The sequence below is a fragment of the Variovorax sp. J2L1-78 genome (assembly GCF_030317205.1).
Classification (GTDB): domain Bacteria; phylum Pseudomonadota; class Gammaproteobacteria; order Burkholderiales; family Burkholderiaceae_C; genus Variovorax; species Variovorax arabinosiphilus.
In genome coordinates, this window is sequence record NZ_JASZYB010000001.1 from 2,116,844 (window position 1) to 2,130,803 (window position 13,960).

The following is a 13,960-nucleotide window of genomic DNA, read 5'->3' on the forward strand; positions in this document are numbered from 1 at the left end:
GTGACTGAGACGCTCGAGGCTTGGCGCCAACGCGGCGCCGATCGGCTCGATCCGGTGCGCTTTCGCTTCATCGAGGCCATGGCCCGGCGCGCCGCCGCGCACGAGGGCGAGGCGCGGCGCCTGCTCGACGCGCGACTGGAGCGGCTGTTGGCCGCGCACGGTGCAGCGCTGGAGAAACTGGAACCGTCCCGAAAGAAGACGACGCCCGCCGCACCGGCCGAGGGTGGACTGGCGAACCTGCTGGCGCATGTCGCGGAACGCACCGGTGTCGCCGAAGGTGCAACGCGAAGCGCCTCCGACCTGAAGTCGTTGCGCTACTTCCGCAGCACCTGGTCACGCCTGAGCGCCGACCGCCGGCTGAACCAGTCGCAGGCCAAGGTGCCGGAGAACGCCGGGCCGCTCAACTCGCAGCACCTGGTGCACCGCGCGATCACGCTGATGCGCGATGCGTCGCCCGACTACCTGAACCGCCTGATGGCTTACATCGACACGCTGTCGTGGATCGAGCAGGCGAACGCCAGTGCGCCCCCGCCCGCCGCGGCGCGGCCCGAAGGCCGCAAGACTGTGCGCACCAAGAGCGCCTGAACGTCGCGCGCGGCGCGTTCAGACCCGCTCGAAAATGGCGGCGATGCCCTGCCCACCGCCGATGCACATCGTCACCAGGGCATAGCGCCCGCCGGTGCGGTGCAGCTCGGCAATCGCCTTCGTCGTGATGATCGCGCCGGTCGCGCCGACCGGGTGGCCCAGCGAGATGCCCGAGCCGTTCGGGTTCACCTTGGCCGGGTCGAAGCCCAGTTCCTGGATCACCGCGCAGGCCTGCGCCGCGAAGGCCTCGTTCGACTCGATCACGTCGAGGTCGGCCACTTTAAGACCTGTGCGCTCCAGCACCTTGCGCGTGGCCGGCACCGGGCCGATGCCCATGTAGGCCGGCTCGACGCCCGCGTGCGCATAGCCCACCAGGCGCGCCATCGGCTTGAGGCCCAGGGCCTTCACGCGATCGCCATCGGCCAGCACGACCGCGGCGGCGCCGTCGTTGATGCCCGAGGCGTTGCCCGCGGTCACCAGGCCGTCCTTCTTGAAGGCCGGCTTCATCTTCGCCAGCGTGTCGACCGTGGTGTCGGCGCGCACGTGTTCGTCGGTGTCGAACAGCACGACGCCCTTGCGCGTCTTCACCTCGACCGGAACGATCTGTTCCTTGAAGCGGCCGGCCGCGATGGCGGCGGCGGCGCGCTGCTGGCTCTGCGCGGCGAGCGCGTCCTGCATCTCGCGCGAAATCTTGTAGCGCGCCGCCACGTTCTCGGCGGTGATGCCCATGTGCATCTTCTCCCACGGGTCGTGCAGGATGCCCAGCATGTAGTCGACCAGCACCGCGTCGCCCATGCGCATGCCGTAGCGCGCCGAGGTGTCGAAGTACGGGCCGCGGCTCATCGACTCGGAGCCACCACCGATGGCGATGCCGCAGTCGCCCAGCGCGATGGCCTGCGCCGCCGACACGATCGCCTGCAGGCCCGAACCGCACAGGCGGTTGACGTTGAAGGCCGGCGTCTCGATCGGGCAGCCGGCGTCGATGGCGGCCACGCGGCTCAGGTACGCGTCCTTCACGTCCGTCGGGATCACGTTGCCCATCACGACGTGGCCGATGGCGTCAGGCGCGACGCCACTGCGCTCGATGGCAGCCTTCACGGCCGTGGTGGCGAGCTGGGTGTTGGGCACGTCCTTCAGCGCGCCGCCGAAGGTGCCGATGGCGGTGCGGGCGGTGCCGACGACGAAGATGTCCTGGATGCTCATGGTGTTCTCCTGAAGCGTTGAATGTCGGCCTAGCGGCCGGTGAAGGTGGGCGTCTTCTTCGCGAAGAAGGCGTCGATGCCGAGGCGAAAATCGTCGCTGGTGGCGCATTCGCGGAAGGCCGCCGATTCGGCGTCGAGCTGGCCCGGCAAGTCGCGCTCGAACGAGGTGCGCATCAGACGACGCAGCCGCCCGAGCGCCACCGTCGGACCCTTGGCGAGGCGCTGCGCGAAAGCCATCGCCTCGCGCTCGAGGTCGGCGGCCGGCAGCACGCGGTTGATCAGCCCCATGCGCTCGGCAGTGGCGGCATCGAACATCTCGCCCAACATCGCGATCTCCAGCGCGCGGCGCAGGCCCACCAGCCGCGGCAGCGCCCACGAGGCACCGACGTCGCAGCTGGCGCCGATGTTCACGTAGGCCAGGTTGAAGCGCGTGCCCTCGGCGGCCAGCACGAAGTCGGCCTGCAGCATCAGGCTGAGGCCTGCGCCAGCCGCCACGCCGTGCACCTGCGCGACGAGCGGCGCGTCCATGCCGGCGAGCACCGCCAATGCCTCGTGCAGCGGGCCGATCAGGTCGGCGGCGCCCTGCACCGGGTCGGCCTGCAGCACGGCGAGGTCGCCGCCGGCCATGAAGCCCTTGCCGGCGCCGCTGAGCAACACGGCACGCACGCTCCGGTCGGCAGCCAGTTCGTGCGCCGCGGCAAGGAAGGCATTCGCCATCGGCACGTCGATGGCATTCAGTGCGCCGGGCCGGTTGAAGCGCAGCGTGGCAACGTCGCCCTCTCGACCGACGAGGAGTGAGGCATCAGAAGTGGTCATGCTTTTCCTTTCTTGCGAGGCGTCTTGGTGGGAGGCGTCGAAGCCGCCGCCTTCTTGCGCGCCGCCATCCGACGCTGCAGCACGCCGTTCAGCAGCAGCTCGATGCCCTGGTCGGCGATCTCTTCGGGCGTGAGCTCGCCGTCGCCGCGGTACCAGCGGCCGACCCAGCTCAACGCGCCGGCGATCATGAAGGCGGCCATCTTCGGGTCGCAGGGCACCAGCGAGCCTTCGGCCACACCGTCGGCGATGAGGCGGCGGAACTGGCGGTCGATGCCGGCCTTGAGCTGCCGCAGCTCGGTCTTGAGCGGCTCGGGCAGCGGGTCCTCCCCGATGCGGATCACACACATGCCGAAGTCCTGCGTGACCACACCGGTGTAGATGCGCATGCAGGCCTTGAGCTGCTCGATGGCGCTGCCGCCGGCAGCGCGAACCGCCTCGATGCCGTCGTGCATCAGGTCGAGCGCGGTGCGCACGCACTCGAGCAGGATCTGGTCCTTGCTCTCGACGTAGTAGTAGAGCGTGGGCTTGCTCACGTTGAGGCGCTCGGCGATGTCGTCGAGCGAGGTCGCGTGGAAACCGCGTTCGTTGAAGAGCTGCGCCGCGGTCTGCAGCACCGCGTTGCGCTTGACCTCGCGCTGCTGCGCGCGGGTGCTGGCCGGCTCCCAGGGTGATGCGGGGGCGGCGGTGCGAAGGGCGGAAGTGGCCATGGCGGGAAAGGTGGGCACGGGAAAGTCCGGATGCCGCGGCCTGCGGCGAACGGTGACATTACCGGCGAGTAGAAATTCTACGGACAAGTAGATTTTCCTCCTTGTCACGCAAACCCTAGCCCTCTTTTTCGCACGCAAGCGTCAAGCTCCGCCACCATGTCCGCATCGCCCGCCGGTCACGTCCCCGCCCCTGCATCGCCGGTGCTGCAGGTCGAGGCGTTGACGCTGGCCTTCGGCGGCGTGAAGGCGCTCACCGGCGTGGGCTTCGGCGTGCAACCGGGCTCCATCACCGCGGTGATCGGCCCCAACGGCGCGGGCAAGACCTCGCTCTTCAACACCATCTCGGGCTTCTACCGGCCGGCCGCCGGACGCGTGGTGTTCGAGGGCAGCGACATCACCCGCACGCCGCCGCCACAACGCGCCAAGTTGGGTCTGGCGCGCAGCTTCCAGAACATCGCGCTGTTCCGCGGCATGACGGTGCTCGACAACATCAAGCTGGGCCGCCATGCGCACCTGAAGACCAACGTCTTCGATGCGCTGCTGTATGTCGGCCGCGCACGCCGCGAAGAGGCCGAGCTGCGGCGCGATGTGGAGGAACGCATCATCGACTTCCTCGAGATCGACCACATCCGCCATGCGCCGGTCGCCGCCCTGCCCTACGGCCTGCAGAAGCGCGTGGAGATGGCGCGCGCGCTCGCCATGCAGCCCAAGGTGCTGATGCTCGACGAGCCGGTCGCGGGCATGAACCGCGAAGAGACCGAGGACATGGCGCGCTTCATCCTCGACGTGCGCGACGAATGGGGCGTGACGGTGCTGATGGTGGAGCACGACATGGGCATGGTGATGGACCTGTCGGACCATGTCGTGGTGCTGAACTTCGGCCAGGTGATCGCGCAGGGCGCACCGGCGCGGGTGCAGGCCGACCCCGAAGTCATTCGCGCCTACCTCGGCGCTGGTGACGTCGGCGACCTGCGCCGCAAGCTGCGCGGCGAAGCCGTGGCGAGCGAGGCTGCATGATCGACTGGCCCTACCTCTTCGAGATCAGCCTCACCGGCATCGCCAGCGGCGGTCTCTATGCGCTGGCCGCGCTGGCCTTCGTGCTGGTCTACAAGGCGACGCGCGTGGTGAACATCGCCATCGGCGAGATGCTGATGGTCGGCGCCTACCTGTTCTTCACCTTCGCGGCCAGCTTCGCGCTGCCGATCTGGATGGCGGTGATCGGCGCGGTCATCGGCACCGGCCTGCTCGGCGCGATCGTCGAGCGCACGATGATCCGCCCGTTGCTGAGCGAGCCGCCGATCTCGGTGTTCATGGTGACGGTGGGGCTGGCGTCGATCCTCGTCGGCCTGGTCGAGATCATCTGGACCGCCGACCAGCGGCGCCTGCCCGAGTTCCTGCCGAAGGCGCCGATCATGGTCGGCGACGCCTTCCTCGCACCCAAGGTGTTCTATGGCGCGCTGATCGCGGCCGTGCTCATCGGCGCGGTGCTGCTGGTGTTCCGCTTCTGGCGCGGCGGCGTGGCTCTGCGCGCCACGGCGTCGGACCAGGCAGCCGCCTACTCGATGGGCATCAACGTGCCGCGCGTGTTCTCGCTGGCGTGGGTGGCCTCGGCCATGATCGCCTCGGTCGCCGGGATCATGGTCGGCGCCATCGGCGGCATCTCCTCGTCGATGGGCGTGTTCGGGCTGTCGGTGCTGGTGGTGGTGATCGTCGGCGGACTCGACAGCGTGCTGGGGGCGCTCGTCGGCGGCATCTTCATCGGGTTGATCGAGGCGCTGGCCGGTGCCTTCCTGGGCGGTGAATACAAGCTGCTGGCGACCTTCATCGTGCTGGTGCTGGTCTTGATGGTGCGGCCCTATGGGTTGTTTGGGACGCATGAGATCGAGAGGCTGTGATGAGCGCTCTTCTTTTGCTTGAAAGCGTTTGGAGTCATTCGGGGCGGGATCACGCCGACGGGGTACCTTGCTCCGCGAATGTCCCCCGGCCTGCGGCCTCCTCCTTGATTTCGCTGCGCAAGGCACCCCATCGACGCGATCGGGACGCGCTGTGGGTGATCGCGCGTACGCCCACAGCATGCCCACGTGCGCAGGGTATCGGGTGCTCCCCGCAGCGAAACAAAGGAGGAGCGGCGGGAGCCGAAGGCGGGGGACATTCGCGGAGGGGAGTACCCGGTGGCCTGCGCACGCCCCCGGAACAGCAGCGCCCCAAACAACAGCGCAACGAACAAGCACAGGTGCAAAGATGCGCATAGGCACCCTCAAGGAAAGCTACGTCGCCGACGCCGCGCTGTTCGACTCGCGCACCCAGAAGGCCTGGCTCGCTATTGGCGCCGCGTTGCTGTTGCTCTTCCCCTTCATCGCTAGCGACTACTGGCTCTACCTCGCCTGCCTGGTCGCCATCAACGTGGCCAGCGCCACGGGCCTCAACATCCTCACCGGCTACACCGGCCTGGTGAGCCTCGGCCAAGCCGCCTTCATGGGCTTGGGCGCGTACACGGTGGCCATCCTCGAGACGCGCCTCGGCACGCCCTTCCTGCTGAATTTGATCGCGGGCGGCCTCGTCGCGATGCTCGGCGGCCTGGTCGTGGGCATTCCGTCGCTGCGCGTGAAGGGCCTGTACCTGGCCATCGCCACCATCGCTGCATCGTTCATCACCCATTTCCTCTTCGCCAACCTCAAGCTCACTGGTGGCACCAGCGGCATCTCGCTGCCGCCCGCGACCGTGTTCGGCATGGCGCTCGACACGTCCTTCCGCCTCTACTGGCTGATCGTGCCGGTGATGGTGCTGATGGTGCTCGGCGCGGCCAACCTGTTCCGCACACGCGTGGGCCGCGCCTTCATCGCCATTCGCGACCGCGACATCTCGGCGGAGGTGCTGGGCATTCCGCTGCTGCGCTACAAGCTGCTCTCCTTCGGCCTCTCGTCTTTCTACGCCGGTGTGGCGGGCGGGCTGTGGGCCTACTTCTTCCGCGTGGTCACGCCGGAAAGCTTTCCGCTGCTGATGTCGATCTTCTTCCTGGCCGCGATCATCGTCGGCGGCATGGGCTCGATCCTCGGCGGCATCTTCGGTGCCGTGTTCATGACCATGGTGCCCGAGCTGCTCAAGCTCATCGTCGACATCCTGCCGGGCGGCACCGAGATGACGGTGTTCCTGTCGCCGGTACGCACCGTCGTCTTCGGTCTTCTCATCGTCGGATTTCTGGTGTTCGAGCCGCACGGGCTCGCAGAAGTGTGGCGGCGCACGCGCCGCTTCTTTCATCTATGGCCGTTCAGAAACTAGACCAGGAGACAAGCATGAAGAAGACTCACAGGCTCTCGCCCCAACGCCGCGCCCTGTTGCTCGCAGCCGGGATCGGACTGATGGCGCCGTTCGCGCACGCCCAGGCCAACGAGGACATCGTCATCGGCGGCTCGATCCCGATGACCGGCGTGTTCGCCTTCGCGGGCATCGGCATCAACGCGGGCATGGCCGACTACGTGAAGATCGTGAACGACGCGGGCGGCATCAAGGGCCGCAAGCTGCGCTATGTGCCGGAAGACACCGGCTACAAGGTCGACGTGTCGGTCGCGGCCTTCAAGAAGATCACAAGCCAGAACAAGGTCAACCTCTACTACGGCGACTCGACCGGCTTCTCGAAAACGATCAACCCCGAGCTCGACCGCAACGGCCAGATCCTGATGGCGGGGGCCTCCTTCGCCACCGAGCTCAACGACCCCGCCAAGTACCCGAACCAGTTCCTGGTCGGCCCCGACTACACCGAGCAGATCGGCATCCTGCTGCGCCACATCGCCAAGGAGAAGCCCGGCGCCAAGGTCGCCTTCGTGTACTCCGATTCCGAGTTCGGCCGCGACCCGATCGAGGCCAGCGAAGCCGCGGCGAAGAAGCTCGGCCTGTCGGTGCCGATCAAGCTCATGACGCCGCCGGGCAGCGTCGACGTGTCGACCGAGGTCATCAAGCTGCGCCGCGCCGCGCCCGACTACACGATCTTCCACGGCTACGTGCTGGCACCGATTCCGGAGTTCGTCCAACAGGGCAAACAGATGGGCATGACGAGCCAGTGGATGGGCACCTTCTGGACCATGGACAGCTCGACCGTCATGAAGATGGGCGAAGGCGCCGACGGCTTCATGGGCGTGATGCCCTACCGCTACTACTACGACACCTCGGCCAAGTCGCCGATGCTCGAGAAGATCCGCGCGATGCGGCCCGAGTACCAGAGCACGGCGTACACGCAGGGCTTCCTCACCGCGATGCTCTTCACCGAAGCAGCCAAGCGCACGCTCGATGCCGGCAAGCCGCTGGACGGCAAGAACCTCAAGGCGGCGCTCAACACCATCAAGGACTTCGACACCGGCGGCCTGATCGGCACGCCGATCACCATCAGCGGCAACTCGATCCCTGTGGGCCGCGTCTACAAGGCCGACATGAAGGCGCAGAAGATGGTGCCCGCGTCCGACTGGATCAACCTCAGCAAGTAAGTCGATGGAAGCAGGCGCGGTCATGGCGGGCGAGATCGTCCTCGGTGTGAACAACATCGAGGTCGTCTACAACAAGGTGGTGCAGGTGCTGCGCGGCCTGTCGCTGGCCGTGCCGCGCGGCGAGATCGTCGCGCTGCTGGGCAGCAACGGCGCAGGCAAGTCCACCACGCTGAAGGCCATCTCGGGCCTGCTCGCGCTGGAAGACGGCGAGGTCGAGGCCGGCCGCATCGAGTTCAACGGTCGCAGCACGGCCGACCGGCTGCCGCAGCAACTGGTGCGCGACGGGCTCAGCCATGTGATGGAAGGCCGCCGCGTCTTCGAGGACCTGACGATCGAGGAAAACCTGGTGGCCGCGACCTACGCGCTGACCGGCCGCAAGGACGCAAAGCCTGACTTCGACGCGGTCTACAGCTACTTTCCCCGCCTGCACGAGCGTCGCAAGGGGCTGGCGGGCTACCTCTCGGGCGGCGAACAGCAGATGCTCGCCATTGGCCGCGCGCTGGTCGCGCAACCACAGCTCATCCTGCTCGACGAACCCTCGCTGGGCCTGTCGCCCAAGCTGGTCGAGGACATCTTCACCATCATCGCGCGCATCAACGCGGAGCGCGGCGTGTCGATGCTGCTGGTGGAGCAGAACGCGACGGTGGCGCTGGCCGTGGCACACCGCGGCTACATCATGGAGAACGGCAAGATCGTGATTGACGGCAGCGCGGAACGGCTCGCGTCTGACCCCGACGTGCGGGAGTTCTACCTCGGCGTGGGCGGCAGTGGCGAGGCGCGCAGTTTCCGCGCCATCAAGCACTACAAGCGGCGCAAGCGGTGGCTGTCATGACATTGCCGCACCTCACCCTGCCTCAGATGCTGCGCGAACAGGCGCGGCGCACGCCCGCCAAGGTGGCGATCCGCCAGAAGGACTTCGGCATCTGGAAGCCATTGAGCTGGCAGGCCTACGCGGAGCGCGCGATGCACGTCGGGCTCGGCCTGCGCGCGATCGGGCTCGCGGCCGGCGGCCATGTCGGCGTGCTGTCGGAGAACCGCACCGAATGGGTCCTGGCGCAGATGGGCACCGGCCTGGTCGGCGGCGTGACGGTCGGCGTGTACCCGACCAGCCCGGCGAGCGAGGTCGCCTACGTGGTCGGCCATGCGGACATCGAAGTCATCGTCTGCGAGGACCAGGAGCAGACCGACAAGGTGATCGAGTCGCTCGACAGCCTGCCGCGCCTGCGGCGCATCGTGGTGATCGAGACCAAGGGCCTGCGCAACCTGGCACCGGAACATCGCGACAAGGTGACGACCTTTGCCGAGGTCGAGCGGCTCGGTGCCGCGTCGGCCGTGCAAGGCGGCGGTGCGCTGATCGATGCGGCACTCGCCGCGCAGACGCTCGACGACATCGGGCTGATGATCTACACGTCGGGCTCGACCGGCAAGCCGAAGGGCGCGATGCTGTCGTACCGCAACATCCGCGGCGTGGTGCCGGGCATCGTCGACCGGCTCGGCCTCGACGGCGACACCACGCACCTGTCGTACCTGCCGCTGTGCCACGTGGCCGAGCAGATGCTGACGGCCTTCTTGCCGCCCTACCTCGGCTCGCAGGTGAACTTCGGCGAGTCGATCCGCACCGTGCAGGAAGACCTGCGCGAGGTCGCGCCGAGCATCTTCCTCGGCGTGCCGCGCATCTGGGAGAAGCTGCACGCGTCGATCAGCATCAAGCTGCAGGAAACAGGCCGCCTGCAGCGCGGGCTGTTCGACCGCGCGTGGAAGCGCTGCGAGGCACTCGCCACCCGGCCGCGCGCGCAATGGTCGTCTGCCGACCGCCTGGCGCATGCCGCGAGCTACTGGCTGGTGCTGCGCGCGCTGCAGAACTTCATTGGCCTGCGCCGCGTGAAGGTGGCGCTGACCGGCGCGGCGCCGATTCCGCTGGACGTGGTGCGCTTCTTCCGCACCCTGGGCGTGCCGCTGGTCGAGGTGTACGGCCTGACCGAATCGAGCGGCATGGTGACCGGCCACCGTCCCGACGACGTGGTGGTTGGCACCGTCGGGCCGCCAACCCTTGGCGTGGAGCACCGCGTGGCCGACAACGGCGAACTGCTGCTGCGCGGCGACATGGTCTTCGCCGGCTACTACAAGAACGACGAGGCCACGGCGCAGTCGATCCGCGATGGCTGGCTGCACACCGGCGACGTGGTGCGGCAGGAGCCGAACGGCCACCTGCGCATCGTCGACCGGCTCAAGGACATCATGATCACCGCCGGCGGCAAGAACCTCACACCCTCGGAGATCGAGAACACGATGAAGGGCAGCCCCTATATCAAGGAATGCGTGATCGTGGCCGAGGGCCGCAAGTTCGTCGGCGCGCTGATCCAGATCGACTACGAGACCGTCGGCAAGTGGGCCGAGGCGCAGCGCATTCCCTTCACCAACTTCCGCTCGCTCACCGAGCATGCCGACGTGCTGAAGCTGATCGGCGACGAGGTGGCGCGCGGCAACGCCAAGCTTGCGCAGGTGTCGCACATCCGCCGCTTCCACCTGCTTGCCAAGGAACTGGACCACGACGACGGCGATGTCACCGCGACCATGAAGGTGCGGCGCTCCGCCATCTACAAGAGCTACGCGAGCGAGATCGAGAGGCTCTACGTCTGAGGGAAGCGAGACGGCGCCGGTGAGGGCGATCAGGCCCCGAAGGCACCGTCGATGGTGTGCATCGCCCCCGTCACGAAACCGGCTTCCGGCCCTGCCAGCCACGCCACCATGCCCGCCACTTCTTCCGAACGGCCGTGGCGCTTGATCGCCATGAAGCTGTGCATCAGGTCCTTCATCGGTCCGTTCTCCGGGTTCGCGTCGGTATCGATCGGCCCCGGCTGCACGATGTTGATCGTGATGCCGCGCGGGCCGAAATCGCGTGCCAACCCGCGCGCCAGTCCTTGCAGTGCGGATTTGCTCAGCGCATAGGAGGCCATGCCGGAGACCGGCATGCGGTCGCCGTTCACCGAACCGATCACGATGATCCGGCCACCTTGCGGCATCTGCCGCGCCGCTTCCACCGAGGCGTGGTACGGCGCGTGGACATTGATACGGAACAGGCGATCCACCGCGTCGGGGTCCTGCTCCAGTGCATCGCCGAAGATGGCGATGCCGGAGTTCACCACAAGCACATCCAACGGGCCGCTGTCGCGAACCCGGGCGATGACCGCGTCCCGATCGGCGCTGTCCGCGAGAAACGCGGTGCTGCCTGTTTCGTCGGCCAGGTGCTTGGCCGCTTCCGGCGAGCCGGCGTAGGTAAATGCCACGCGCGCACCGTCCGCCACGAAGCGCCGTACGATGGCCGCCCCAATGCCCCGGCTGCCGCCGAGCACCAAAACCGATTTGTCCTTGAACACTGACATGGATCACTCCTTCGTATTAATGTAGTGAATGATACATAATTCGTCGTGTTGGTTGTCAAGGATTTTGTAATCATGACTACAGATATTTTGCGCACCCGTGGTCGGCCACGCGGTTTCGACCCGGAGGAAGCGGTCGCGACCGCGCAGCGCCTCTTCCACGAGCGCGGCTACGACGCGGTCAGCGTGGCGGACCTGACGAAGGCCCTGGGCATCAACCCGCCCAGCTTCTACGCGGCCTTCGGCAGCAAGGCCGGGCTGTACGCACGCATCCTCGATCGCTATGCCGAGACCGGTGCCATCCCGCTCATGGAGATCCTGGGGGTCGATCGCCCGTTGGCGGTGTCGCTGGCGGAAGTGCTGGAACAGGCGGCCCGCAGCTACGCCGCGGACCCCACCGCGACGGGCTGTCTGGTGTTGGAGGGCACACGCTGCAACGACCCGCAGGCGCGCGACGCGGCCTGCGGCTTTCATGTGGCTGCGCAAGACGTGATTCGCCGCGCCATCGCCGAACGCTACCCGCAGGACGCGGATCGGTTGGCGGATTTCGTTTGCACCACCATGGCCGGACTCTCGGCCAGCGCGCGCCACGGGCAAAGCCTGGACCGCCTCCTGGCCACCGCACGGCTCGCCGGCATGGCGCTCAAGCAGGCACTGCCTGCGTAGCCGCACGTCAAAAAATAGCGCGTGCCTACAACGGGCGCGCCTCAATCAGCCTGCAGGGCCGCTTCGACCGCCAGCGCCACTGCAGCCAATCGCGCGTCATCGCCGTGCACCGAGGACAGCATCAGGCCAACCGGCAGTTCGCCTTCGCGCTGGCACGGCAGGCTGAACGAACAGCCGTCGAGGAAGTTGATGGCGAAGGTGTTGCGCAGCAACAGGCCGTTGGCCTTGAAGAAGGCCTCGTCGGTCGCCAGTGCCTCGATGGCCGGCGCGACGATCGGCACCGTGGGGCACAGCAGCGCGTCGAAGTCCCCGATGGCGCCTTCGACGCGGCCAATCCAGTCGCGGCGTCGGTCCTGCATGACGATGTAGTCGGCCGCACTCACCGACATGCCGAGGTCGACGCGTGCCGCGACGCGCGGGTCGAAGCGGGCGCGCTGCGCGCCGATGCGGGTGCGGTGCACGGCCGAGGCCTCCACCGGCGAGAAACCGCCGGGGGCGTTGATCTGCGCGATCTCGGCCAGTTCGGCCAGCGGGATGTCCACCACGATGGCGCCGGCGGCCGACAGCACGTCCAGTGCGCGGTCGAAGGCCTGGGCCACGGCCGGCTCGATGCCGTCGAACATCAGCGTGCGCGGCACCGCCAGGCGCAGGCCCTGCAGCGGCCGGCGGCGGACCGCGAGCGGCGTGTCGGCGATGGCGGCGTCGACCAGCAGGCAATCGGCCACGCTGCGCGTCATCGCGCACACGGTGTCGAGCGAGCGAGCGAGCTCGAAGGCGCCGGTGCGCGGCACGCGCGACTGCGTGCTCTTGAAGCCGACCAGGCCGCACAGCGCGGCCGGGATGCGGATCGAGCCGCCCGTGTCGGAGCCCAGCCCCGCCACCGCCAGGCCCAGCGCGACGGACACCGCCGCGCCCGACGACGAGCCGCCGGGGATGCGCGCCACCGCGATGTCGGCCGGGTTGCGCGGCGTGCCATGGTGCGGGTTGATGCCGACGCCCGAGAAGGCGAATTCGGTCATGTTGGTCTTGCCGACGATCGCCGCGCCGGCCGTGCGCAGGCGCGCGACGGCCACCGCGTCCGCCGTCGCGGCGGGCTCGCCGGCGCACACGACGGAGCCGGCCATCGTGGTCTCGCCGGCCACGTCGTACAGGTCCTTCACGGTGATCGGCAGTCCGGCCAGCGCGGGCAGCGCCACACCGGCCGCTCGCGACGCATCGGCATGGCGCGCGGCGGCCAGCGCCGCGTCGCCGTAGAGCCGCGTGAAGACGTGCTTCGCCGCGTCAGCGGAAGCGCCTTCGAGCGCCTGCGCGACGACGGCTTCGTGCGACAGTTCGCCCCGCGCGATGCGGGCGCGCAGGGTCGCGATGTCCGGGCGGGCGGCGGCCATCAGGCGACCACCTCGAGCGCCTGCACGGCGTAGCGGTGCACGATGCTGCGTTTCAAGCGCGGGTCGTGGATCTCCAGTTCCATCTCGGTGGCCGGGCGGATGCCTTCGCCCTTGCCGTTGGGGATGGCGCCCAGCGTGCCGCAGGTCATGAAGCGGCCTTCGATGCCGCCCTCGGCCTGGTAGATGCCGTCGCGCAGGGCAGCCAGCGGGCGGATCGAGGCGAAGGTGCCCTGCTGGTAGTCGATCCACTGGCCGTCTTCGAGGATGCGCGAGCGCAGCTGCAGTTCGTCCTGGTAGCCGGCCACGTCGCGCCAGCGCCAGGCGGTGGTGGCCACCGGCTTGGCGCACATCTGCTTGGAGACGACCACCGAGTAGGTTTCGACATGGCGGTCGGTATGGTCGGAGGCCACCGTCAGCCACCACTCGCCACCGGCGAAGAAGAGCATCGGCTCGGCCTCGCCGGAGCTCTGCGCGCCGAGCGCCTCGATGGTGGGCGACTGCGTGAGCAGGCCGGCACCGACGCGGTAGTACAGCGGCACGCTCGACGGGCGCGGCACGCCGATGGCTTCGAGCTCCTCGATGTGGTGTTCGATGGCGGCGGCGTCGCGGCCGGTCCAGCCGGCGATGACCAGCTGGCGCGGCACCACCGACAGCAGCTGCGTGGCACGGGTGCCGTCGGCCGTCACGGATTCACAGGCGAAGGAAAGGGTCAGGGACATGAGGAAAGGCTCCGCAAAA

The 13,960-nt window shown here is 68.1% G+C and carries 14 protein-coding genes; 8 read left to right on the forward strand and 6 right to left on the reverse strand.

All coding sequences use genetic code 11. The annotated features are described in order from the left end of the window. Complete coding sequence (locus tag QTH86_RS10020; RefSeq protein ID WP_286644832.1) at window positions 1-585, forward strand: DUF2894 domain-containing protein; 585 nt, start codon at window positions 1-3, stop codon at window positions 583-585. A gap of 18 nt (window positions 586-603) precedes the next feature. Here QTH86_RS10020 and QTH86_RS10025 read toward each other — a convergent pair whose 3' ends face one another. Genes QTH86_RS10025 through QTH86_RS10035 form a run of 3 tightly spaced genes read right to left on the reverse strand, consistent with a single transcriptional unit; the run spans window position 604 to window position 3,310 of the window. Further along, window positions 604-1,788: an acetyl-CoA C-acyltransferase family protein gene (locus QTH86_RS10025; protein ID WP_286644831.1), complete on the reverse strand. Its 1,185-nt coding sequence runs from the start codon at window positions 1,786-1,788 to the stop codon at window positions 604-606. 29 nt (window positions 1,789-1,817) lie between these two features. Then, complete coding sequence (locus QTH86_RS10030; RefSeq protein WP_286644830.1) at window positions 1,818-2,603, reverse strand: enoyl-CoA hydratase/isomerase family protein; 786 nt, start codon at window positions 2,601-2,603, stop codon at window positions 1,818-1,820. Continuing rightward, window positions 2,600-3,310, reverse strand: a complete 711-nt coding sequence (locus tag QTH86_RS10035) for a TetR/AcrR family transcriptional regulator (protein WP_286646725.1) — start codon at window positions 3,308-3,310, stop codon at window positions 2,600-2,602. The genes QTH86_RS10030 and QTH86_RS10035 overlap by 4 nt, the downstream gene beginning before the upstream one ends. Before the next feature lie 156 nt (window positions 3,311-3,466). Between QTH86_RS10035 and QTH86_RS10040 the strand changes: the two genes are divergently transcribed. The 6 genes from QTH86_RS10040 (at window position 3,467) to QTH86_RS10065 (ending at window position 10,428) form a co-directional block, all read left to right on the forward strand. Then, window positions 3,467-4,327, forward strand: a complete 861-nt coding sequence (locus QTH86_RS10040; protein WP_286644829.1) for an ABC transporter ATP-binding protein — start codon at window positions 3,467-3,469, stop codon at window positions 4,325-4,327. Beyond that, on the forward strand, window positions 4,324-5,205 hold the full coding sequence (locus QTH86_RS10045; RefSeq protein WP_286644828.1) for a branched-chain amino acid ABC transporter permease: 882 nt from the start codon (window positions 4,324-4,326) through the stop codon (window positions 5,203-5,205). Before QTH86_RS10040 ends, QTH86_RS10045 begins: the two co-directional genes overlap by 4 nt. Window positions 5,206-5,551: 346 nt before the next feature. Then, entirely contained in the window at window positions 5,552-6,589 is a 1,038-nt protein-coding gene (locus QTH86_RS10050; RefSeq protein WP_286644827.1) for a branched-chain amino acid ABC transporter permease, read from the forward strand. Window positions 6,590-6,603: 14 nt separating this feature from the next. Beyond that, the gene (locus QTH86_RS10055) at window positions 6,604-7,788 is read left to right on the forward strand and encodes an ABC transporter substrate-binding protein (protein WP_444813672.1); all 1,185 of its coding nucleotides are present in this window, start codon (window positions 6,604-6,606) and stop codon (window positions 7,786-7,788) included. 4 nt (window positions 7,789-7,792) lie between these two features. After that, complete coding sequence (locus tag QTH86_RS10060; protein WP_286644826.1) at window positions 7,793-8,620, forward strand: ABC transporter ATP-binding protein; 828 nt, start codon at window positions 7,793-7,795, stop codon at window positions 8,618-8,620. After that, complete coding sequence (locus QTH86_RS10065; protein WP_286644825.1) at window positions 8,617-10,428, forward strand: AMP-dependent synthetase/ligase; 1,812 nt, start codon at window positions 8,617-8,619, stop codon at window positions 10,426-10,428. The genes QTH86_RS10060 and QTH86_RS10065 overlap by 4 nt, the downstream gene beginning before the upstream one ends. 29 nt (window positions 10,429-10,457) lie before the next feature. On the opposite strand, the gene bdcA is transcribed toward QTH86_RS10065, so the two are convergent. Next, complete coding sequence (gene bdcA / locus QTH86_RS10070; protein ID WP_286644824.1) at window positions 10,458-11,171, reverse strand: SDR family oxidoreductase; 714 nt, start codon at window positions 11,169-11,171, stop codon at window positions 10,458-10,460. Between the two features lie 72 nt (window positions 11,172-11,243). Between bdcA and QTH86_RS10075 the strand changes: the two genes are divergently transcribed. Then, window positions 11,244-11,834, forward strand: a complete 591-nt coding sequence (locus QTH86_RS10075) for a TetR/AcrR family transcriptional regulator (RefSeq protein WP_286644823.1) — start codon at window positions 11,244-11,246, stop codon at window positions 11,832-11,834. Between the two features lie 41 nt (window positions 11,835-11,875). Here QTH86_RS10075 and QTH86_RS10080 read toward each other — a convergent pair whose 3' ends face one another. After that, window positions 11,876-13,222 (reverse strand): amidase, encoded by a 1,347-nt coding sequence (locus QTH86_RS10080; RefSeq protein WP_286644822.1) that lies wholly within the window; start codon window positions 13,220-13,222, stop codon window positions 11,876-11,878. Then, a complete protein-coding gene (locus QTH86_RS10085) occupies window positions 13,222-13,941 on the reverse strand; it encodes a DUF2848 domain-containing protein (RefSeq protein ID WP_286644821.1) in 720 nt (239 codons plus the stop codon). Before QTH86_RS10085 ends, QTH86_RS10080 begins: the two co-directional genes overlap by 1 nt. Between the last annotated feature and the right edge of the window lie 19 nt (window positions 13,942-13,960).